The sequence below is a fragment of the Ensifer sp. EB106-03-01-XG145 genome (assembly GCF_058792075.1).
Map to the genome: position 1 here is coordinate 323,358 of NZ_JBYTEC010000002.1, position 21,352 is coordinate 344,709.

General features: G+C 63.6%; 17 protein-coding genes. 8 read left to right on the forward strand and 9 right to left on the reverse strand.

Features of this window, described 5'->3' with window-relative positions:
• Window positions 1–28: 28 nt before the first annotated feature.
• Window positions 29–1,015 (reverse strand): substrate-binding domain-containing protein, encoded by a 987-nt coding sequence (locus tag AC3WWH_RS10125; RefSeq protein ID WP_492376962.1) that lies wholly within the window; start codon window positions 1,013–1,015, stop codon window positions 29–31.
• 236 nt (window positions 1,016–1,251) lie between these two features.
• On the opposite strand from AC3WWH_RS10125, the gene AC3WWH_RS10130 reads away from it, so the two are divergent.
• From AC3WWH_RS10130 to AC3WWH_RS10165, 8 genes are all read left to right on the forward strand, one after another.
• Complete coding sequence (locus AC3WWH_RS10130) at window positions 1,252–2,280, forward strand: substrate-binding domain-containing protein (protein WP_057251800.1); 1,029 nt, start codon at window positions 1,252–1,254, stop codon at window positions 2,278–2,280.
• A 59-nt stretch (window positions 2,281–2,339) separates the two neighbouring features.
• Window positions 2,340–3,884 (forward strand): sugar ABC transporter ATP-binding protein, encoded by a 1,545-nt coding sequence (locus AC3WWH_RS10135; protein WP_492376963.1) that lies wholly within the window; start codon window positions 2,340–2,342, stop codon window positions 3,882–3,884.
• Between the two features lie 28 nt (window positions 3,885–3,912).
• Window positions 3,913–4,902: an ABC transporter permease gene (locus tag AC3WWH_RS10140; RefSeq protein ID WP_058322902.1), complete on the forward strand. Its 990-nt coding sequence runs from the start codon at window positions 3,913–3,915 to the stop codon at window positions 4,900–4,902.
• Between the two features lie 2 nt (window positions 4,903–4,904).
• Window positions 4,905–5,915, forward strand: a complete 1,011-nt coding sequence (locus AC3WWH_RS10145; protein WP_058322903.1) for a sugar-binding transcriptional regulator — start codon at window positions 4,905–4,907, stop codon at window positions 5,913–5,915.
• A complete protein-coding gene (locus tag AC3WWH_RS10150; RefSeq protein ID WP_492376964.1) occupies window positions 5,912–6,907 on the forward strand; it encodes an aldo/keto reductase in 996 nt (331 codons plus the stop codon). The genes AC3WWH_RS10145 and AC3WWH_RS10150 overlap by 4 nt, the downstream gene beginning before the upstream one ends.
• Before the next feature lie 12 nt (window positions 6,908–6,919).
• Entirely contained in the window at window positions 6,920–8,668 is a 1,749-nt protein-coding gene (locus tag AC3WWH_RS10155) for a glycerol-3-phosphate dehydrogenase/oxidase (protein WP_492376965.1), read from the forward strand.
• Window positions 8,641–9,483: a class I fructose-bisphosphate aldolase gene (locus AC3WWH_RS10160; protein WP_492376966.1), complete on the forward strand. Its 843-nt coding sequence runs from the start codon at window positions 8,641–8,643 to the stop codon at window positions 9,481–9,483. Before AC3WWH_RS10155 ends, AC3WWH_RS10160 begins: the two co-directional genes overlap by 28 nt.
• A 126-nt stretch (window positions 9,484–9,609) precedes the next feature.
• On the forward strand, window positions 9,610–11,139 hold the full coding sequence (locus AC3WWH_RS10165; protein WP_492376967.1) for an FGGY-family carbohydrate kinase: 1,530 nt from the start codon (window positions 9,610–9,612) through the stop codon (window positions 11,137–11,139).
• A gap of 106 nt (window positions 11,140–11,245) precedes the next feature.
• Here AC3WWH_RS10165 and AC3WWH_RS10170 read toward each other — a convergent pair whose 3' ends face one another.
• The 8 genes from AC3WWH_RS10170 to AC3WWH_RS10205 form a co-directional block, all read right to left on the reverse strand.
• Window positions 11,246–11,872, reverse strand: a complete 627-nt coding sequence (locus tag AC3WWH_RS10170; protein WP_492376968.1) for an outer membrane protein — start codon at window positions 11,870–11,872, stop codon at window positions 11,246–11,248.
• A gap of 209 nt (window positions 11,873–12,081) precedes the next feature.
• On the reverse strand, window positions 12,082–13,419 hold the full coding sequence (locus AC3WWH_RS10175; protein ID WP_492376969.1) for a sensor histidine kinase: 1,338 nt from the start codon (window positions 13,417–13,419) through the stop codon (window positions 12,082–12,084).
• On the reverse strand, window positions 13,416–14,090 hold the full coding sequence (locus tag AC3WWH_RS10180) for a response regulator transcription factor (protein ID WP_492376970.1): 675 nt from the start codon (window positions 14,088–14,090) through the stop codon (window positions 13,416–13,418). Before AC3WWH_RS10180 ends, AC3WWH_RS10175 begins: the two co-directional genes overlap by 4 nt.
• Window positions 14,091–14,352: 262 nt before the next feature.
• Window positions 14,353–16,092, reverse strand: a complete 1,740-nt coding sequence (locus AC3WWH_RS10185; RefSeq protein ID WP_492376971.1) for a M14 family metallopeptidase — start codon at window positions 16,090–16,092, stop codon at window positions 14,353–14,355.
• Window positions 16,089–16,943: an ABC transporter permease gene (locus AC3WWH_RS10190; RefSeq protein WP_058322909.1), complete on the reverse strand. Its 855-nt coding sequence runs from the start codon at window positions 16,941–16,943 to the stop codon at window positions 16,089–16,091. The genes AC3WWH_RS10185 and AC3WWH_RS10190 overlap by 4 nt, the downstream gene beginning before the upstream one ends.
• 4 nt (window positions 16,944–16,947) lie before the next feature.
• Window positions 16,948–17,871 (reverse strand): ABC transporter permease, encoded by a 924-nt coding sequence (locus tag AC3WWH_RS10195; protein WP_057251787.1) that lies wholly within the window; start codon window positions 17,869–17,871, stop codon window positions 16,948–16,950.
• 60 nt (window positions 17,872–17,931) lie between these two features.
• A complete protein-coding gene (locus AC3WWH_RS10200) occupies window positions 17,932–19,419 on the reverse strand; it encodes an ABC transporter substrate-binding protein (protein WP_373419894.1) in 1,488 nt (495 codons plus the stop codon).
• A gap of 90 nt (window positions 19,420–19,509) precedes the next feature.
• On the reverse strand, window positions 19,510–21,342 hold the full coding sequence (locus tag AC3WWH_RS10205; RefSeq protein WP_058322911.1) for an ABC transporter ATP-binding protein: 1,833 nt from the start codon (window positions 21,340–21,342) through the stop codon (window positions 19,510–19,512).
• Window positions 21,343–21,352: the final 10 nt, after the last annotated feature.

Genomic DNA, 21,352 nt, shown 5'->3' on the forward strand with positions numbered 1-21,352 from the left:
AATTCCGCGGGCGGCGTTCCTGTGTCGCTCAGACGAGGTGGCGAACGGTCCCGCCCCCGTAGAGGCGGCACTCGAGGCTGAGATGGCGGCAGCCGGAGGCGTTCTCGGCCATGTCGAGCAATAGCGCCGCCGCCGCAAGCCCCATGTCTCCGTCGGGCATCGCTATCGTGGTGAGTGTTGGGCTCATCAATCGCCCGAGGGCGATGCCGTCGAAGCCGGCGACCGAGACATCATCCGGTACGGAAAGGCCTTCGCGTCGGAGCGCCGCGATTACGCCGAGCGCCAGCAGGTCGTTGGAGGCGATGATCGCCGTCGGGCGGTGATGCGCGAGGACCGCTGCGAGGTCGAGGTTCTCGTAACCGTCGACGAAGGGGATCTCGACAGCCTCCATCGGCTGGACGCCCGCCTCCTGCATGGCGGCGGAATATCCGTCGTAACGCAGGCGCGCCCGGTCGGAGGAGTGGAAATGGCCTGACACGACGACAACGCGACGATGCCCATGCGCAAGGATATGCCGGGTCAATTCGTAGCCTGCGCGGTAATTGTCGACGGTGACGGCGGCGGCGAAGCGGGCGACAGGCCGGTTGTTGAGAAGCACGGTCGGCGGCAGCGCCGCCGAAAGCGCCTCGCTGGTGCGGGCGTCGCAGAGCGTCAGGATCAGCCCGGTCGGGCGCTGCTCGAGCAGCGAGCGCACGGCGCGCGCCTCGAGTGCGGGATCATAATTCGATTGCGCGATCAGAACGCCATGGCTTGCCACCTGCATGCGGTGCTGGATGCCGGCAAGCGAGGCGGCGAAGACCGGGTTGGTGACGCTCGGCACCAGCACGCCGACGACCGGTTGGCTGCGGCTGGCGGTGCGCCCCGCGGCCGTCGCCGGCCGATAGCCGAGCTCGGCGGCGGCCCGACGCACGCGCCGTACCATCTCGTCGCTGACGGGGCCTTCGCCGTTGAGCACGCGCGAGACGGTCGCCAGCGAGCAGCCGGCATGAAAGGCGATCTGTTGCAGGGTAGCCATCGCTGCCCTTTAGCCGATCCCCGTGACAGCAGATTGAAGGCCACCCCTCGCTGTTTTTTCACATCGCGCATGAATTATTATTCATCCTATGAATTATATTGACAGTCGGTGAGTCCGCGGCTTTAATCGCAATCGTCGGAAGTCGAGGAGGAGTTCCGGCGAACTCACATATTCAGCGGCCGCAAACAGGCGGTCCATCGGTTTTTGGGAGGGGCTTCGGCCTCGAGGAGGAACGCGTGCGCAAATTTTTCAGCACGACCGCTCTGGCGGTCATTGCAACGTCATTCTGGGCCGGTTCGGCAAGCGCCGAAACGACAAACCCGTTTCGCTGCCAGCCCGGCGAAAAATACGTCATGAACGTCATGGTATCCGGCGTCGAATACTGGTTCCCGGTCTATGAGATGTTCAAGCAGGCCGGCCAGCAGTTCGGCTGCGAGACCGAATATACCGGCACGCCGGAGTATGACGTCAACAAGCAGATCGCCACCTTCGACCAGGCGCTCGCCCAGAATCCGGCCGGGATACTGGTGCACCCGATGAACTCCGATCCGTTCATCGAGCCGATCAACCGGGCGATCGACCAGGGCACGGCCGTCGTCACCTTCGCCGCGGACTCGCCGCTGTCGAAGCGTGTTTCCTTCATCACCTCGGACAACAGCCGCGAAGGCACCTACGCCGCCGACGCGATCGCCGAGAAGATGGGCGGCAAGGGCGAGTACGCGGTTCTCGAAAACCCCGGCCAGGACAACCACGACAAGCGCATCACCGCCTTCGTCAATCGCATGGCCGAGAAGTGGCCTGACATGAAGCTCGTCGGCCGCGCCGCCTCGAACCAGGATCCGAACAAGGCCTATCAGGGCCTGATGAGCATCATCCAGGCCAATCCGAACCTCGGCGCCGTCTTCATGCCGGAAGCGAACTCTGCAATAGGTGCGGCCCAGGCGAGCAAGGAAAGCGGCGGCAAGGTGCTCGTCATGTGCGCCGACGTCAACGCCAACATCCTCGACATGATCAAGGCCGGCGAAGTCTTCGGCTCCATCAACCCGAACCAGGGCATGCAGGGCTATATGGGCTTCATGCTGCTGTGGATGGCCAAGCACCCGGAACTGATCGACCCGATGAACGACGCCAAGCGCGCCGGCTTCAACCCGATGAGCATCCCCTTCGTCGACAATGGTCTCTCGATCGTCACAGCCGAGAATGCCGACGACTTCTACTGGGACAAGTACCTGAAGCGTCGTGGTACCAAGGGTATCGACGAGTAAGGGCGAAAAATGGCTGCCCGGTCCGCTCCGGGCAGCCAATGATACGGGTGGAGGACGGCATGACAGCACAACCGGTTCTGGAGGTCCGGCGCGTCACCAAGCATTTCGGTGCGGTGAAGGCGTTGACCGAGGTGAATTTTCGGCTTGAGCGCGGAGAGATCCACGCGCTCTGCGGCGAAAACGGCGCCGGCAAGTCCACGCTGATGAACATCATTGCCGGTGTGCTGCAGCCGAACGAGGGCGAGATCCTCGTTGACGGAGCACCTGTCAAAATAGGCTCTCCGGCGATCGCCCAGACGCTCGGGATCGGCCTCGTACACCAGGAGATCGCGCTCTGCCCGGACGCGACGGTGGCAGAAAACATGTTCATGGCCGCCACCAATCGCCGTCGCTCGCCGCTGATGAATTACGGCGCGCTGGAGCGCGAGGCGCAAGGTGTGATGAACCGGTTGGCACCGATCGACGTCCGCCGGAAGGTCGCCGACCTCGGCATTTCCAGCCAGCAGCTCGTCGAGATCGCCAAGGCGCTGACACTCGACTGCCGCGTGTTGATCCTCGATGAGCCGACGGCGGCGCTGACGGAGGCCGAAGCCCAGGCGCTGTTCGCCATCGTCCGCGATCTCAAGGCCGCGGGCATTTCGATCATCTATATCAGTCACCGCATGGCCGAAATCTTTTCGCTCTGCGACCGCGTCACGGTGTTTCGCGATGGCCGCCATGTGGTCACCGAGAAGATTTCGGACGTCACGCCTGATGATGTCGTGCGCCGCATGGTCGGCCGCGAGATCAGCCAGCTCTATCCGCAAAAACAGGCGCCGGAAGCGCGCTCGGGCGAGACCATCCTTTCTGTCCGTAACTTGAGTGATGGCGACCGGATCGACGGTGTTTCCTTCGATCTGAAGCGCGGCGAGATCCTCGGCATCGGCGGCCTGATCGGCTCGGGCCGCACCGAGATCGCCGAAGCGATATGTGGTCTTCGGCCCAAATCTAGTGGCGAGATCACCCTGCGCGGAAAAGTCCAGCGGATCGGCAACTACCGTGATGCCGTCAACACCGGCATCGTCTACCTCTCCGAGGACCGCAAGGGCTCCGGCGTGTTCACCGAACTGTCGATCGCCCAGAACATTTCTGTCCTCGATCTGAAGACGCTGACGGGTCCGCTCGGGCTCTTGAATTCGAGGGCCGAGGCCGATCTGGCGCGTGATTTTGTCCGGCGCCTCGGGGTGCGCATGGGCGGCATCGACATGCCGGTCTCGTCGCTTTCGGGCGGCAACCAGCAGAAGGTGGCGATCGCCAAGCAGCTTGCCGTTCGGCCTCAGGTCATCCTGATGGACGAGCCGACGCGCGGCATCGACGTTGGCGCGAAGTCCGAAATCCATCGGCTGCTGCGCGAACTGGCGGAAGCCGGCATCGGCATTGTCGTCATCTCATCGGAACTGCCGGAACTGCTTGGGCTTTGCGACCGGGTGCTGGTGATAAGGGAGGGCGCGATCGCCGGCGAGCTTGATGACACGGATATGAGCGAGGAGGCGGTGATCCGCCTGGCGTCCGGCGTGACGCAGACGGATCAGATCGCAACAGGCGGGGCAGCACATGTCGCCTGAAAGAACGGAAAGAGCCGGGGAGGCGGAAATGGCAGTTGATACGATGGTTGCAACCGAGAGGCAGGCGCCGGCCTGGAAACGCATTGGCACGATGCGCGAAGCCGGGCTGATCGCGATCATCCTCGCACTCGGGATCGTCATGAGCTTCGCCTCGCCGCATTTTCTCACCTTCGGCAACATGCGCGCCATGCTGATGAGCTTCTCGGTCGAAGGCATCGTCGTCGTCGGCATGACGATCCTCTTGATCGTCGGCGGCATCGACCTTGCCGTCGGCTCGGTCGTCTGCTTCGCCATGGTGCTTGCCGGCTCACTGTTCCTCGCCGGCGTCGATCCCTGGACGGCCTCGCTGGTCGGCATCCTTGCAAGCAGCATGATCGGCATGATCATGGGCTTTTTCGTCACCATCGTCGGCCTCAACCACTTCATCACGTCGCTGGCGGCGATGGTGATCGTGCGCGGTCTCTGCCTGGTCATCACCAAGGGCACCCCTCTGTCACTGTTCACGCTGCCGGCCTCGTTCAAGGCCGTGGGGCAGGGCACCTTCCACGGCGTTCCCTATGTCATCCTGATCTTCGTTGCGGTCGTCATCCTCTTCGATTTCCTGCTCCGTCGGGCGACCGCCTTCCGCAAGGTGTTCTATACCGGCAGCAATGAAAAGGCGGCGCTCTACTCGGGCATCAAGACCAAGCAGGTGAAGTTCTGGGTGACGGTGCTCTGCTCGACGCTCGCCGGCGTCGCCGGCGTCATCTACATGTCCCGCTTCGGAGCCGCGACGCCGACCTTCGGCGTCGGCATGGAGCTCAACATCATCGCGGCGGCCGTCATCGGCGGCGCCTCGCTCAACGGCGGCTCGGGCACGATCCTCGGCGCCATTCTCGGCATCGCGCTGCTTTCGGTCGTCACCAGTTCGTTGATCCTGCTCGACGTGTCCGTCTATTGGCAGGACATGATCAAAGGCTGCATTCTCTTAGCTGCCGTTTCCATCGACCACTTGCTGCACAAGCGGAAGGCCGTCTGAACATGCCGATTGCCAAATCCACGCTGTCCCCTGTTTCGAATGCGCGCGAAGAACTTGTCGTCGCAAGGCAGATGCACCAGGCGCTCGTCCTGCATTTCCTCGAAGGGCTGACCCAGTCGCAGATCGCCGACCGGCTCGGCATTTCGCAGCCGACCGTCAACCGGCTGATCAAGCGCGGCCGCCAGCTCGGCCTGGTCGAGATCAAGATCAAGTCGCCGATCGAGCCGCTGGTCGACATGGAAGAACAGCTCCTGGCGATCGGCGGCATCCGCCGCGCGATCGTCGTCCCGACGGTCTCCGACAACCAGCAGACGGCACTTCAGGCGGTCGGCGAGGCGGCGGCCCGGCTACTGCTCGAAGAGATTGGCGACGGCGACACCATCTGCATCACCGGCGGCAAGGGCGTCAGCGCCGTCGTCGCCGGGCTGCAGGCACCGCGCCGCTTCGATGTGGAGGTCATCCCGGCGACCGGCTGCGTCCAGGGCAAGCACTATACCGACGTCAACCACGTCTCGACGCTGATGGCCGACCGGCTCGGCGGCCGGTCCTTTCAGATCCATGCGCCGCTTTTTGCCGACAGCGCTGCCGAGCGGGCGATGCTGATCAATATGCGCGCGGTGGCCGACGTTTTCGGCAGAGCGCGAGAGGCGAAGGTCGCGGTGGTTGGCATCGGTTCGATCCTGTCAGACGATTCGAGCTACTACGACCTGCATCCGTCATCGAGCACCGACCGGGCGGCGATCGAGCGCTCCGGCGCGAGCTGCGAACTGCTCGCCCATCTGCTCGATGATGAGGGCCGCGTCTGCGACTACAGCCTCAACCGTTCGCTGGTGTCGCTGACGCTTGAGGAGTTCGCGTCGATCCCGACGAAGATCGGAGTGGCAAGCGGCCCGAACAAGGCCGGGCCGATCCTCAGCGTCATGCGCGGGCGGCATCTCGATACACTGGTGACGGACGAGGCGACCGGTGAGCGTGTGCTCGCCATGGCAAGCGAAAAGGGACTTCTGGCATGAGTGGGGAACAGTTGATGCGCGAGATCGGCCGATCGGGCGTGAAGGCTTCGGCCGTCGGGCTCGGCACCTGGGCGATCGGCGGCTGGATGTGGGGCGGCACCGACGAGCGGGAATCGATCGCCGCGATCCAGGCCTCGCTCGACGCCGGCGTGACGCTGATCGACACGGCGCCCGCCTACGGCCTGGGGCGTTCGGAAGAAATCGTCGGCAAGGCGCTTGCCGGCCGGCGCGACAAGGCCATCATCGCCACCAAATGCGGTCTCGTCTGGCATACGGACAAGGGGCGGCACTTCTTCGACCAGGACGGCAAGCCGGTGCATCGCTACCTCGGCCGCGACGCCATCCGCCATGAGGTCGAGCAGAGCCTGAAGCGGCTCGGCACCGACTATATCGACCTCTACATCACCCACTGGCAGGACCCGACTACGCCGATTGAGGAAACCATGGCCGCCCTCGAAGAGCTGCGCCAGGCGGGCAAGATCAGGGCGATCGGCGCCAGCAATGTCGGCCGCGGCGAACTGGAACAATACATCGCAATCGGCGGGCTTGATGCGATCCAGGAACGCTTCAGCATGATCGATCGCGAGATCGAAGCCGATCATTTGCCACTGACGAGGCGCAACGGCGTCGCGACGCTCAGCTACTCCTCGTTGGCGCTCGGGCTTCTTTCGGGCGGCATCGGACCAGAGCGCATTTTCTCAGGTGACGACCAGCGTCGCGACAATCCGCGCTTCTCCGTCGGCAATCGTGAGAAGGTCGCGGCCTTTGCCAAGACGATCCGGCCAATCGCCGAGAAGCATGGCGCGACGATCGCCCAGATCGTGATTGCCTGGACGCTTGAACAGGAGGGCGTAACCTTCGCGCTCTGCGGCGCACGCAATCCGGGCCAGGCGCTCGACAATGCCCGGGCCGGAACGATCCGGCTCGATCAGGACGACCTTTCGACCATCGACGCGGCGATCGCGGCGAAGCTGGCGAACATGGACAGGTAACGGGCTGGCATCATGAACCGCGAAGAGATTTTCAACGGGCTCGCCGCGAGCCCGAAGGTGGACGTGTGCGTCCTCGGCGGCGGCATCAACGGCCTCAGCGTCTTTCGCGAGCTGGCGCTGCAAGGGATAAACGTGCTGCTCATCGAGAAGCACGACTACTGTTCGGGGGCGAGTGCGGCGCTGTCGCGCATGGTGCATGGCGGGCTTCGCTATCTTGAGAACGGCGAATTCAGCCTGGTGCGGGAATCGCTGGTCGAGCGCGACCGGCTGCTGAAGAACGCGCCGCATTACGTCGCGCCGCTGCCGACGACCGTTCCGATCTTCGATATCTTTTCAGGTCTTGCCAATGGCGCCGTGCGGTTTATGGGGCTGACGCGCCGTCCGAGCCGCCGCGGCGCCGTTGCGGTCAAGCTGGGCCTTGGTATTTATGATTTCCTGACGCGCAAACGCGCGTTGATGCCCAAGCATGCCTTTCGTGGGCGTCGCGCCACCCTTTCCCGCTGGCCGGCCCTCAACCCGCAGATCAAGAGTTCCGCCACCTACTACGATGCCTGGGTCAGCCAGCCCGAGCGTCTCGGCATCGAGCTGCTGAAGGATGGGCTTGCCGCCGGGTCCCATGCCCGAGCGATCAACTATGCGGAGTTGTCTGTTGCGGCATCCGGGCAATATGAACTGAAGGACAGCGTGACCGGAGCGACGATAGCCATCGAGCCTGCCCTGATCATCAATGCCACGGGCGGCTGGATCGATATCGTCAACGGGCACCTGTTTTCGCCGTCCACGAAACCGTCCCCGCTGATGGGCGGCACCAAGGGATCGCACCTCATCATCGACAATCCGGCGCTGATGAAAGCGCTCGACGGCCACATGATCTATTATGAGAACGAGGACGGCCGCATCTGCATCCTCTTTCCCTATCTCGGCAAGGTGCTGGTGGGCTCGACGGATATCCGCGTCGACGACCCCGAAACCGTGCGCTGCGAACCGGACGAGCGTGACTACATCCTGCAGTCGCTCGCCTTCGTTCTGCCTGATATCAAGATCCGGCGGGAAGAGGTGGTCTTCCAGTTCTCGGGCGTGCGGCCGCTGCCGGCAAGCGAGGACAGTTTTACCGGACGCATCCCGCGCGACCATTTCTGCACCTTCGTCGAAGCTGTCGACGATGGCCCGCCGGTGCTGTGCATGATCGGCGGCAAGTGGACGACCTTCCGCTCCTTCGGCGAAATGGCGGCAGATCTCACATTGGAGCGTCTGGGCCGGGCGCGCCATGTCAGTACCGGCGAGCGCGCCATTGGCGGCGGGCGGCAGTATCCGTCCGATCGCGATACATGGATCGACGACGTTGCGGCATCCACCGGACTTTCGCGCGAGCGCATGCGCACGTTGTTTACGCGTTATGGAACGGGCTCGAGGCAGGTCGCCGATTTCATCGCTGGCGGTGCCGACCACGCCTTGCCACATCCGGATTACTCCGCGCGGGAGCTGCAGTTCCTGGTCCGCAACGAAGCCGTCGAACATCTCGACGATCTCGTGCTGCGTCGCAGCACGTTGGCGATATCTGGCGAACTCTCGCTCGACATGGCCGAGGCTGCTCTCGCTTTGCTCGCGGCCGAAAAGCACTGGTCGCTGGCCCGCGCCGATCACGAGCGCAAACGCTTTCTCACCCTCCTCGCCGAGCGCCATGGCGTCGACGAGGAAACCCTCTCCGCACGGAACGAACAAAGGAGTGCATTATGCGAAACAACAGCAAGGTCCGGATGAACCGTCTCTTCGGTGGCGGACGTTGCCTCGATGTCGCGATCGATCATGGCGTCTGCAACGAACCGTCCTTCCTCAACGGTCTCGAAGACATGTCCGCCGTGGTGAAGGCTCTGGTTGCGGCGGCACCGGACGCGATCCAGATGAACTATGGCCAGGCTGACCTCTTGCAGGACGTGCCCGGCAAGGACAAGCCGGCGCTCGTCATGCGTCTCGACATGGGCAACCCCTATAACCGCATCCGCCACCGGCACATGTGGGCGGTGCTGCAGAACGAGGCCGAGCCGCTGATCGGCGCGCTGGCGATGGACGCGGCCTGCGTCGTCGTCAACCTCTTCATGCTGCCGGACGAACCCGATCTCTTCCGCCAATGCGTCACCAACATCTCGCGCGTCCGGGCCGATTGCGACAAATACGGCATGCCGCTGATGATCGAGCCCTTGGTGATGCAGCCGGTGACTGAACAGGGCGGCTACATGGTCGATGGCGATGCCGAAAAGATCGTAACCCTGACCCGGCTTGCGCGCGAGATGGGAGCCGATATCGTCAAGGCGGACCCGACCACCAACGCGGAGGATTTCCACAGGGTCGTCGAGGCGGCGCGCTGCCCGGTCCTGGTGCGCGGCGGCGGCAAGGAAGATCTGCGCAACGTCTTTGCCAAATCGGCGGCCTTGATGTGCCAGGGCGCAATGGGCATGGTCTATGGCCGCAACATCTACCAGCACGCCAATCCGAGCGCCGTCGTGCGCGGGCTGATGGCGATCATCCATGAGGATGCGGGCGGCGAAGAAGCTTACGCGCTCTATCAGCGCGGCTGAGAATCGCTGGGACGGCATCGCGCCTCAGGGCGCGACGCCTCTTGTGACAGGGTGGAGCGCGTCGCCGTGGAGGACAGCGGCGACGTCTCGGCCGAACGGATTTAGAACCTTGGGAGGGGTTCGCGAATGGGAGAGTATCTGCTCGGGATCGACGCCGGGAACACCGTGATCAAGGCGGTGCTTTTTGACCGAGAGGGCAACGAGATCGCGATGGCCGCTGAGGAAGGGCATAGCCAGGTTCCGACGCCGGGCCATGTTGAGCGTGGGCTCGGCGAGCTCTGGAGCCACGCGAAGGTGGTGATCCGCGCCTGTATCGAGCGTGCCGGTATCCGTGCTGATGAGATCGCGGCGATCGGCTGCGCCGGGCATGGCAACGGCCTCTATGCGCTGGATCGTAGCGGCGCGCCTTTGATCGGCATCCAGTCGCTCGATACCCGCGCAGCCGGCCTCGTGGAGGAATGGCAAGCTGAAGGCGTCGGCCAGCGCACCTATCCGATCGCCGGGCAGCGGCCCTGGCCATCGCAGACGCCGACGCTTCTTGCCTGGCTGAAACGCTTTCGCCCGGACCTCTTCGCCAAGATCGGCACGGTGTTTCTTTGCAAGGACTTCGTCGTCAATCGCCTGACCGGTGCCCGCGTCAGCGACGTCTCCGACATGAGTGGAGCGGGGCTGCTCGACGTCGCCGGGCGACGTTATGACGATGGGCTGATGAAGGCCTATGGCCTTCACGACTGCATGGATCTGTTGCCCGATCTCGCCGAAAGCGACGCGATCGTTGGAAGGGTGAGTGAAGAAGCAGCCGTGCAAACGGGACTGGCGGCCGGTACGCCTGTTGTCGGCGGCCTCTTCGACGTCGTCGCCTCGGCGATTGGATCCGGCGTGACAAAGACCGGAGCGGCCTCGATCATTGCCGGTACCTGGAGCATCAACCAGGTCCTCATCGATCAGCCGGACCTCAGCAATCCGATCTTCATGTTCTCGACCTTCGATCGAAACCGCTACATGGCGATCGAGGCGAGCGCGACGTCTGCCGCCAATCTCGAATGGCTGGTACGGGAACTGTTTCCACACGACGGCAAGGACGGCCGCTCACCCTTCGATCTGTGCTGCCAATTGGCGGCCGAGGTCGCGCCTGCGGCGAACGATCCGCTCTACCACCCGTTTCTCTATGGAGCGCAGCAGGATGGCAACGCGCGGGCGGGTTTCTACGGTGTCGCCGGCTGGCACACCAAGGGCCATCTGGTCCGTGCCGTGCTCGAAGGCGTCGCCTTCGGACATCGGCAGCACATCGCGACGATGCGAGCTGCAGGCGCGGGTTTCGACGAGGCGGTGCTCTCAGGCGGCGGATCGCGCAGCCTGATCTGGCCGCAGATCTTTGCGGATGTGCTTGATGTGCCGGTGACGGTCGCGCGTTCGCGCGAGACCGGCGCGCTTGGTGCTGCGATCACCGCGGGTGCCGGCATCGGTCTCTTTGCGGACATTTCCGCCGGAGCCGCGGCGATGGTGCAAACCGACCGCCACTACCGACCGAATGCCGCGCTCGGTGCACACTATGACCGGCGCTTCGCGATCTACGGTGAGATCGCCGCCGCCATGGCGCCGATCTGGCGCCGGCTGGCGACATCAGAGCCGTTGGCGAGGGAAGCGGCGGAGTGATCCGATTTCGGCGTGACGCCCTGCCGTTTGCCGGGCCTGGAACGGCAGGCCCGCTTTCGCGAAGGTCGTCGGCTTAGCAGGGCGCCGCTGCGAACCGGCGGCCCCGTCAGAAGCGCATGTTGATACCGGCCTTGATGACGTGGCTGTTGATGTCCTTTTCACTGGAGCCTGAAACGGTGCTGGTGTGGACATCGGGCGTCATGATGTAGTTGTACTCAAGCTTGGCCGACAGGCCGCCTGCGAAGGCTTGCTCGATGCCGGCGCCAACGAGATAACCGCCCTTGAAGCCGACGTCGTTGCGAACATCGCCGCCTTTCTTGTAGTTGGTCATCGCATAGCCGGCTGTGCCGTAGACGAGCGTCTGGTCGAAGGTGAGGCCGGCCTTCGCCTTGATCGCACCGCGCCATTTTTCCTTGAGCTTGCCACCATTGACCTTGTGCTCCGTGTCGCCGAGGTAGGAGCCCTCGATCTCGGCACCGACGATGCCCGGGCCGGCCTGCATGTTGTAGCCGGCCTGGACGCCGAGCGCGACGCCATTGCGGTCGGCGAAGGGATTGGGGCTACCGCTGAAGCCGAGGCCACCATGCGCACCGACATAGGCGCCGCTCCAGCTAAAGGCTGGCGGATCCTGATAATCGGGCGCGGAGAGGTCGGCTGCCTGGGACTGCTGGACGCCGAGGAAGGTTAGCAGGGTAAGACTGGACCAGATCGAAAACTTGCCGGATTGCCGCATGATATTGCTCCGTGGATTGGATAGGGCGCCGTTCGCGGCGCTTCGGTTCTTCCATTTCGCGTCTCATGCCGGGTAGCGCGGTCGCGAAGCTTGGAAGATGCGCATCCTTTGTCGGCTCCACGGATTGCGCCAACATTGCACAAATTAACTAAGCTGCTGATTTCGTTATTAATTGTCTATCAATCATGTTGGGAGCCGCGCGATCTGTATCATGCCGCGGGCAAGGTGATGCGGAAGCAGGCGCCGCCGGCGGGTTCATCGACAACGGAAATGTGGCCCTTATGCCAACCGACGATTTCGCTGACCAGATGCAGGCCGAGGCCTGCGCCGTGGTCGCGTGGCTGCAGGCGATGGAACGGCTCGAAGATGCGTTCACGCTCGCGTTCGGGAATGCCGGGGCCTTCATCGGTGACCTCGATCACGCCGCCGCGTTCGACGCGGATGGTGATGAGGCCACCGGCATGCTCGATGGCATTGCGCACCAGATTGGTGACCGCCCGCTCAATGGCGCCGGCATCGCCGCGCGCAACGACACGCTCGACGTCCGAGGCGAAGGAGAGTTCGCAGCCTGCCGAAAGCGCGAGCGGCGCGAGGTCGGCGGCGACGTCACGGCACAGCGACACTAGGTCGAGCGTGGAAAAATCCGCCCCATCGCGATCGATGCGTTCGAGATCGAGCAATTGTTCCGCAAGCCCCGCGATGCGATTGGAATCGATCAACAGGCGGTTTCTGAGCGGCCCGGCATCCATGCTTTCCAGCCGCGTCTGCAAGATGGCGACCGGGGTCCTCAGCTCATGCGCCGCATCCAGAATGAAGCGCTGCCGCCGTTCGTATCCCTCGTCCAGCCGCTGCAGCGCGCCGTTGAATGCCTCGACCAGCGGACGCACTTCGCCGGGAACCCGATGATCGGACAAGCGGGCGCCGCGGCGATCGACGTCGATCTTCTTGGCCTGATCGACCATGTCGGCGAGGCCGGCAAAGGCACGCCTGACGATGATCGGGATGGCAAGGGCCGGGATCAGCACGACGATGAGCACGATAGGCAGCAGCACCAGGTTTGCCAGCAGGAAAACCGCGAAGGACGCGCTCCACAGTCGGCCGCCACCTGCGAGCACCGTAAAGGTTCCGCTTTCCGTGGTCACCGAGCGCACGATCGACGAGAGCGTGTAGGGCTCGACGCTGTCTCGCATGTCGCCAAAGGCGATCCGATCCAGATGTTCGCCAATGTTACGATAGGCGTCCGGCACGGGGCCGCTGCGGATCATGTCGCCGCGTTCGTTTCTCGCGACGAACCAGAAATCCGGCGACTCGGCCCGCATGGCAAGCAATTGCGGTGTCTCGACCAGCGACAATCCACCCGCGGGCTGCGACCGGATCGCGCCGGCGGCGACCGAAGCGGCGTCGGCATCGAGGAACTTTCCGCCAAGATCGGCGCGCGTCAGCAATGCCATGAGGCCGGCGATGACCACCATCAACAGCAGCACCTGAAAGGTGAGGATCTGCCAGATCAGGCGCTTCTTCAACGAGTTGACGGATGACGTGCTCATGGGGAAGGCCTCAGCAGGTAACCCACGCCGCGGATGCTGTGGATCTCCACGCCGGAGCCGGTGTCGGCAAGCTTCCGGCGCAGCCGCGAGACATGCGCGTCGAGCGAGTTGGATTGGATCTCGTCATCATAGCCATAGACGGACTCTTCCAAGGTCGAGCGCTGCACGGTGCGGCCCTGCCGCCGCGCCAGCGTTTCCAGCACCAGCAGTTCGCGACGGGGCAGGTCGAGCAACTGGCCGTTCACCTGCGCCTGCCTGCCGTCGAAATCGAAGACGAGTTTGCCGATGCGCGCCGTCATGGGGGCGATATCCGGCGAACGCCGCATGAGGGCGCGGATCCGCGCCAACAGTTCTTCCACGGCAAAGGGCTTGGCGAGATAGTCGTCGGCGCCCACGTCGAGGCCGTGGACCCGCTCGTCGACCGCGCCACGCGCGGTCAGAACAATCACGGGAATTCCGGATTTCAGCGCACGGACGCGCGGGATCAGTGACAACCCGTCGCCATCGGGCAATTGGCGATCGAGGATGATGCCGTCATGCACGTGATTGGCGAGCGCCGCCAATGCATGGTCGAGCGTTGGCGCATGATCCAGGATCATGTCGTAGCGACCGAGCGCGGCGCTGAGCGCCGCCGCCATTTCCAGCTCGTCCTCGACAAGAAGCAGGCGCATTGAATTCTCCGAATACGATAGATGTTGCCTCACGTCTGGTCGACGAGGATTGCAGCAACGTTGCGGTGCATGGGTGCGTGGGCGTGTGCCGGTTCTAGCGGGACACGCAATGGCACGGCAATGCAGCCTCGTCAGGCTTTACCGTATTCGGTGGTGGGGCGTCGGATGGCCAAAATCGCCAGCGGCGGCTTGTCGCTTGCGGGGAACGCTCAAGGGGTCGGCTTTTGGGCAGCGGCACTGGATACCGTCGCCCTGTGAGGCTTTAGGCGATGGCCATCATCCGCTGAAACGCGTCGTAGGCGGCAAGCACCGTTTCCTTCTGGGCGTCGTGGCCAGCGATGAAGGCATCGCCATAGATGGTCTCGTCCGGATATTCGGTGATCAGCGTCAGCGGCGCCGTGTGGCGGTCGTCGACCGAGATCATGCAGGGAAAGCCGTTGATGATCCGGAAGCCGGTTTCGCCGGCGTGGGTCTCGTAGAGGGCGATCTGCGCGTCGTTATAGGCGAGCAGGCCAGGAACCTTGGCGAGCCGCTCGGTGACTGCCTCGACCAGCCGTTCGGCGCGGTCGGTCCATTCGGCATGATGGCGCATGATCAGGAAGAAGCCCTTGGGCAGGGTCCACATGGCAAAGCCACGCGGCACATAGCCCGAAAGCGGCCGGGTCCATTCGTGCGAGGGATAACCATGCAGGTTGACGTGCAGCTGTGCATCCGTCAGCCGCTCGGCTTCCTTGCGGATTTCGCGCTCGTTGAGCGCTGCGCCAGTGCGGTATTCGAGGTCATCGCCAAGTGCTGTGTAGCGGGCGGCGTGATGCATGTGTAGCGGGTTGTCCACCCGCAGCCGCTGGTGCACGGCATAACCGTCGGGGTTTTCGAGCGGCGAGATGGTGAAATGGGTGCCTGAGCGGGCGGCAAGCGCCTGGGCTGCGCGCAGCACGCCGACAATGCCGGTCGTCTCGTTCGGATGCTGGCCGCCGCTGATCATGACCGGCGCATCGGTTCCCTTGCGGTAGCGGGCCTTGACGGCGCGGCCAGCGCGCGACTTCGCTTCGAAGGGCTGGCCGTCGATCGCGGCGAGTTCCGCGTGGATTTGCGCCACCGACAACGGTGCTTCGGCGGTTTCGAGCGTCTGGGCTTCGCCCTCGGCATCCCCTGCCTGCAAGGGCCGCGCTTCGACGACGACGGTCGGCTTGCCGACGCCAAAGACGATCTCCGGTATGATCTGGCCGGGTTTCAGCCCGCGGTCGCCGAGGGGACGACCGGACTTCTTCTGGAAGACTTCGAGCAGCGAGAAATAAAAGTCCTCGTGCAGCGCCTCACGAAGGCTCACGACCTCTTCGCCGATGGGCAGGCGGAAGTCGGTGATCGGCAGGGTCACGCGGATGTTGAGCTCTTCGAAATAGGGCTCGCTATCGCCCCAGGCGTGGTCGGCAATCGCCTGCATGGTGCCGGCAAAGAGCCGCTCATAGTCGGTTTCGAGATGGCATTCGCGACATTTGTCGCAGCCTTCGTCGAGACGAATCCACCCGGTCGGCGAAAGCAGAGTTTCACCGACGAAATCGGTATGGATACGGTTTGGCGCGAAGACGGCGTGGCTTTGCTGGCGCCCATCGCGGAAAGTCAGCGCGACGTCGTAGGTGAAAGCCTTGGCGCTGCCGGCCTCGAAGCGGATGTCGGCGTTGCCGATGAGTGCAGCAAGCGGATAGGCTTCAAGCAGGAAACGGTTCTGGGGCGCGCCCTCGTGTTGAGGATAGGAGATGGTGACTTGGGCGAGCGCTGCCCGGTCGATCTCTTCGAGGAAGAAATGCAGCAGCGGCTTGTAGGCGCTCCTCAGCGTCGCCTTCACGCCGAAGCTCGCAAGCTTCTGTTCCGCCGCCTTGCGGCTGGCGGCATCGTCGAAGAGCCAGGCTTCGAGCTTGGTGCCGCGGGCCGCTTCCTTGCCGTAGGTGGTGAGAAGGGTATCGAGCGTGCGCTCGAAGGCGCCTTCGAAAATCGTCGTCATCGTGAAGTTCTACCGGTTGGGTCGAGGCTGTCGCGCAGCCAGTCGCCGAGAAGATTGAGGCCGAGGACGGTGAGCAGGATCGCCAGGCCCGGGAAGACGCTGACCCACCAGGCGTTCTGCAGGTAGGTGCGGCCGTCGGCGAGCATGCCACCCCAACTCGGGATCAGCGGATCGACGCCGAGGCCGAGGAAGGTAAGGCTGCTTTCAAGCAGGATGTTGTTGGCGACGTTCAAGGTCATCAGCACGATGACCGGGCCGATCAGGTTGGGCAGCAGGTGCTGGAACAGGATCTTGTAGTCGCGAACGCCGATGGCGCGGGCCGACTGGATGAATTCGCGCTCGCGCAGCGACAGCACCGAACCGCGAACCAGCCGGGCATATTGCACCCACTGCGAGACGATCAGGAGGATGATGGTGTTGGTCAGCCCGCCGCCGACGATGGCGATGAAAGTGATCGCAAGCAGGATGAAGGGGAGCGCGAGTTGAACGTCGGCAAAGCGCATGACGAGCATATCCCAGAAGCCGCGATAATAGCCCGAAACGAGCCCCATGACCACGCCGACGACGACGGCGCCGGCAACCGAGGTCAGGCCGACGAGCAGCGAGATCTTGCCGCCGGCAACCACGCGGGCGAGCACGTCGCGCCCGAGCGGGTCGGTGCCGAGCGGATGGGCCCAGTTGACGAAGGGCGGCGTCAGCCGCGCCATCAGATTGATCTTGTCGACGCCACCTGGAAAGAGCACGCCGGAGAAGAGCACGGCCAGGCAGATGCCGCCGGTCAAAAGCGCACCGAGAATGAATTCGAGGTTGCGGAAACGGGCGAAGCGGGTGTTTGCAGCCTTGGTGGTCATCGGCTCACTCCGTCCGGATGCGCGGATCGACGAGACCATAGGCGATGTCGACCAGGAGATTGACGAACACGATCATCAGGGAAAGCACCGTGATGACCGCCTGAAGCACGGGGTAGTCGCGCGAGGCGACCGCATCGAAGGCGAGCGTGCCCATGCCCGGCCAGTTGAAGACGAGTTCGACGACGACGATGCCGCCGAGCAGGCCGCCGAACTGCAGGCCGAAATAGGTGATCAGCGGGATCGCGCAATTGCGCAGCGCATGCTTGTAGAGCACTTTGGTCTCACTGAGGCCCTTGGCGCGGGCAACCATGATGTATTGCGACTGCAGGGTTTCCAGCATCGCGGTGCGCACCAGCCGCACATTCGTCGCCGTCAGGATGATGCCCATGGTCAGCGCCGGCATGATGAAGCTCGCAAAGCCGTCCATGCCGCTCGGTGGCAGCCATTTCAGAACGATCGAGAACAACAGCACGAGCATGATCGCCAGCCAGAAGTTCGGGAAGGACAGGCCGATCAGCGATAGGATGCGGATCGTCTGATCCGCCCACTTGCCGCGCGCAACGGCGGCGCGGATACCGAGCGGGATGGAAATCGCGATCGAGACGATCAGCGAGGCGAAAGCGAGCAGCATGGTCGCCGGGAGGGCAGAGGCAATCAGCTGCGAAACCGGGGTGCCGCCGAGGAAGGAGCGGCCGAAATCGAGCGTGAACATGCCTTTGATGAAGTCGGCATATTGCGAAAGGAACGGCTGGTTGAGGCCGAGCCCCTCGCGGATGCGCACGAGGTCTTCCTCAGTCACGCTGCCGGCGCCCTGCGCCAGCATCAGGGCCGGGTCGCCGGTGAACCGGATGGCATAGGAAACGGTCAGTGTCACGACGAACACGACGAAGACCGCCTGCAGAAAACGTTTGATCAGAAATCCGGCCAAGTGACCCGCCCTTTAAAGAAAATGGTCCGCCGCCTCACGCGCGGCGGCGGACCGGATTGTTTACTCGACCGTCACGTCCGTGAGCCGCAGGCGGCTGTCCGGCACCGGGGTGAAGTTCTTGACGCGCTTGCTCACGCCGAAGATGGCATTGAGGTTGTAAAGCGGCATCTCGAGCGACCGGTCGGCGGCGTAGTTGGCGATCTGCTTGAGAATCTCCTCGCGCTTGGCCCGATCGGTGATCGAACGCTGGGATTCGAGCAGGTTGTCGAGTTCCGCATCCTGGTCGTAGGGATTCCACTTTTCGCCGGAGTGGTACATGGAGTAGGCGGTGTTGTCGTAGTCGAGTGTCCAGCCACCCCAGGACTGCTGGAACATCGCGCCGGTCTTGCCGGCCGGGATGATGTCGTTCAGCAGAACGTTGGTTTCATAGGGCTTGATCGTCGCGTTGATGCCGATCAGTTGCAGGTAGCTGGCAATCGCCTGTACGACCTCGTTGAAGGTCGCATCGTTGCCGCGAACGTCGATCTGCACGGAGGCGCCCGGCGCAACACCGGCTTCCTTCAGAAGGGCCTTGGCCTGTTCGGGATCGTAGGGCAGCGGCTTCATCGCCGGGTCGAAGCCGAAGGAGAGCTTGCCTTGGAAGCTGGCGATCGGGTCCGCCTGGCCGCCGAGGATCGACTGGATGATGGTGTCGCGATCGACGCCGAGGATGAGCGCCTTGCGCACCTTCGGATCCTTGGTGATGCCGTCGCGGGTGTTGAAGCGCAGAGCGTAGACCGTCGGGCCGGCGCTGGTGACGATCTCCAGGTTGCTGTCGTCCTGGATGGTCGGGATCATGCCGATCGGAATGGTCGGCGGGATCACGAGATCGACGCGGCCGGCCTGCAGTTCGGCAACGGCGGTCGCCGGCTCCGAGATGAAGCGGTAGTTGAGGTTCGAAAGCTTCGGCGCGCCGCCCCAATGATCGGCAAAGGCTTCGAGCTTGATGCCGACCTTCGGCTCGTAGGAGACGAACTTGAACGGGCCGGTTCCGACCGGATGGGCGTTGAAGTAGTCCTCGCCCTTCTCCTGGATGTACTTCGGCGGCACGATCATTGCGCCGTAGCCGGCAAGCTTGGTGAGCAGCACCGGATCCGGGGTCTTGAGATGCAGGTCGACTGTCTTCTCGTCGATGATCTCGACCTTTTCAATCACGGCATAGTTGGACTTCTGCGGGCCCTTGGAGCCTTCCTCGCCGAGCAGGCGGTCGAAAGTGAACTTCACCGCTTCCGCGTTGAAGGGCTCGCCATTGTGGAACTTGACGCCTTCGCGCAGCGTGAAGCGCAGGCGCTTGCCGCCGTCGAGCTCTTCCCACGCGGTGGCAAGGCCGGGCACGAGCTTGAGATCCGGGCCGCGATAGGTGAGGCCGTCATAGATGTTGGTGGCGACCGACGCCCAGTTGACGAGGAAGGTGTCGACCGGGTCCCAGCTACCCGGATCCTGCGGCGACGACACGGTCAGCGTGCCGGCGGCAAAGGCCGGGGCTGCGGTCATGAAACTGCCGGCCATCGCAAGGGCGATGAAAGCGGCGTGGATCCCCTTTTTGTTGATCATTTACTCACTCCTGTTTCGACAGCCTTCTCTAGGGAAGAAAGCGGCTCATGCGCCCTTGGTCACAAAGTGGCCGGGGGCGATCTCTTTGCGCGGCAGAACCGCGGGTTCGTCGCCGACACGGCGGATCGGGCTCGGGATTTCGCCTTCCAGCATGGCACGCTCGCGGCCCTTGCCGGGTTCGGCGACGGGCACAGCGGAAAGCAGCCGGCGCGTATAGGGATGGGAAGGTGTTTCGAAGACCTGCTGGCGGCTGCCGAATTCCATGATCTGGCCGAGATAGAGCACGGCGACGCGATGGCTCATGCGCTCGACCACCGCCATGTCATGGCTGATGAAGAGATAGGCGAGGCCTTCCTGCTCCTGCAGTTCCATGAACAGGTTGATGATCTGCGCCTGGATCGACACGTCGAGCGCCGAAAGCGCCTCGTCGGCGATGATCAGCTTGGGGCGCGAGGCGAGCGCACGGGCGATGCAGACGCGCTGGCGCTGGCCGCCGGAGAATTCGTGCGGGTAGCGCCTGGCATGCGCCGCCGTCAGGCCGACGCGCTCCAGGAGTTCGTGCACGCGCTTTTCGATTTCCTTTTCGCCGAGGATCAGACCATGGGTGCGGATCGGCTCGGCGATCGAGAAGCCGACGGTCTTGCGTGGGTCGAGCGAGGCGAAAGGATCCTGGAAGATATACTGGATTTCCTGCTTCAGTCTCTGCCGCTCGGCATAGCTCATGGCCGAGACGGGCCGGCCGCCGAAGAGGATCTCGCCCGATGTCGCGTTCTGCAGCTGCTGGATCGTGCGGCCGATCGTCGACTTGCCCGAGCCGCTTTCGCCGACGAGCGCCAGCGTTTCGCCTGGGAAGATATCGAAGCTGACGTTTTCGATCGCGTGCACGCGGTGCGTCGCCTTGCCGAAAAGGTTCTTGCGCACGTCGAAACGGGTGACGAGATCGCGCACGGACAGGATCGGTGCGGCCTCATAGCGGGCGGTGCGCTGGATATGGACGTCGCCGACGCGCTTCGGCTCGCCGTCGACCATCATGGTCAGCGGCAGGCGCTTCGGGAATTCTTCGCCGGTCATGCTGCCGAGTTTCGGCACGGCGGAAAGCAGCGTCTGGGTGTAGGGGTGCTTGGGGCTTGCGAAGATCTCGTCGACCGGGCCTTCCTCGACCTTGCGGCCCTTCCACATGACAACGACGTCGTCGGCCATTTCGGCGACGACGCCCATGTCGTGGGTGATGAAGATCACCGCCATGCCGAGTTCCTTCTGCAGGTCCCGGATGATCGTCAGGATCTGTGCCTGGATGGTGACGTCGAGCGCCGTCGTCGGCTCGTCGGCGATCAGAAGCTTTGGCCGGCAGGCAAGCGCCATGGCGATCATGACGCGCTGGCGCATGCCGCCGGAAAGTTGGTGCGGATAGCGGCCAATCAGTTCGCCGGAATCAGGTAGTCGCACCATGTCGAGCAAGCGGCGCGTCTCGGTGAGCGCTTCCGCCTTCGTCATCTTCTCGTGCAGCATCAGCACTTCGGCGACCTGGTCGCCGATGGTGAAGACCGGGTTCAGCGAGGTCATCGGCTCCTGGAAGATCATGGCGATCTCCTTGCCGCGGATGGCGCGCATGGTCTTCTGCGGCGCGCTCGTCAGGTCGATCTCGCCATCCTTGCCGCGAAATAGAATGCGGCCTGAGGGGAACTGGCCACCCATCATGTCAGATAGCCGCATGATCGAAAGCGACGTCACGGATTTGCCGGAGCCGGATTCGCCGACGATTGCCAGCGTGCGTCCGGGTGTTACCGTGAAGCTCAGATCTTCGACGACGGGGTTGCCGTTGAAGGCGACGGAAAGCTTCTCGACGGCGAGCAGCGGCGCAGGCGTATCGACGGTCACGCGGTCTTCC

Coding starts and splice junctions, on each gene's coding strand:
- AC3WWH_RS10125 (WP_492376962.1), bottom strand. CDS start 1,015: ATGGCTACCCTGCAACAGATCGCCTTTCATGCCGGCTGCTCGCTGGCG.
- AC3WWH_RS10135 (WP_492376963.1), top strand. CDS start 2,340: ATGACAGCACAACCGGTTCTGGAGGTCCGGCGCGTCACCAAGCATTTC.
- AC3WWH_RS10140 (WP_058322902.1), top strand. CDS start 3,913: ATGGCAGTTGATACGATGGTTGCAACCGAGAGGCAGGCGCCGGCCTGG.
- AC3WWH_RS10145 (WP_058322903.1), top strand. CDS start 4,905: ATGCCGATTGCCAAATCCACGCTGTCCCCTGTTTCGAATGCGCGCGAA.
- AC3WWH_RS10150 (WP_492376964.1), top strand. CDS start 5,912: ATGAGTGGGGAACAGTTGATGCGCGAGATCGGCCGATCGGGCGTGAAG.
- AC3WWH_RS10155 (WP_492376965.1), top strand. CDS start 6,920: ATGAACCGCGAAGAGATTTTCAACGGGCTCGCCGCGAGCCCGAAGGTG.
- AC3WWH_RS10160 (WP_492376966.1), top strand. CDS start 8,641: ATGCGAAACAACAGCAAGGTCCGGATGAACCGTCTCTTCGGTGGCGGA.
- AC3WWH_RS10165 (WP_492376967.1), top strand. CDS start 9,610: ATGGGAGAGTATCTGCTCGGGATCGACGCCGGGAACACCGTGATCAAG.
- AC3WWH_RS10170 (WP_492376968.1), bottom strand. CDS start 11,872: ATGCGGCAATCCGGCAAGTTTTCGATCTGGTCCAGTCTTACCCTGCTA.
- AC3WWH_RS10175 (WP_492376969.1), bottom strand. CDS start 13,419: ATGAGCACGTCATCCGTCAACTCGTTGAAGAAGCGCCTGATCTGGCAG.
- AC3WWH_RS10180 (WP_492376970.1), bottom strand. CDS start 14,090: ATGCGCCTGCTTCTTGTCGAGGACGAGCTGGAAATGGCGGCGGCGCTC.
- AC3WWH_RS10185 (WP_492376971.1), bottom strand. CDS start 16,092: ATGACGACGATTTTCGAAGGCGCCTTCGAGCGCACGCTCGATACCCTT.
- AC3WWH_RS10190 (WP_058322909.1), bottom strand. CDS start 16,943: ATGACCACCAAGGCTGCAAACACCCGCTTCGCCCGTTTCCGCAACCTC.
- AC3WWH_RS10200 (WP_373419894.1), bottom strand. CDS start 19,419: ATGGCCGGCAGTTTCATGACCGCAGCCCCGGCCTTTGCCGCCGGCACG.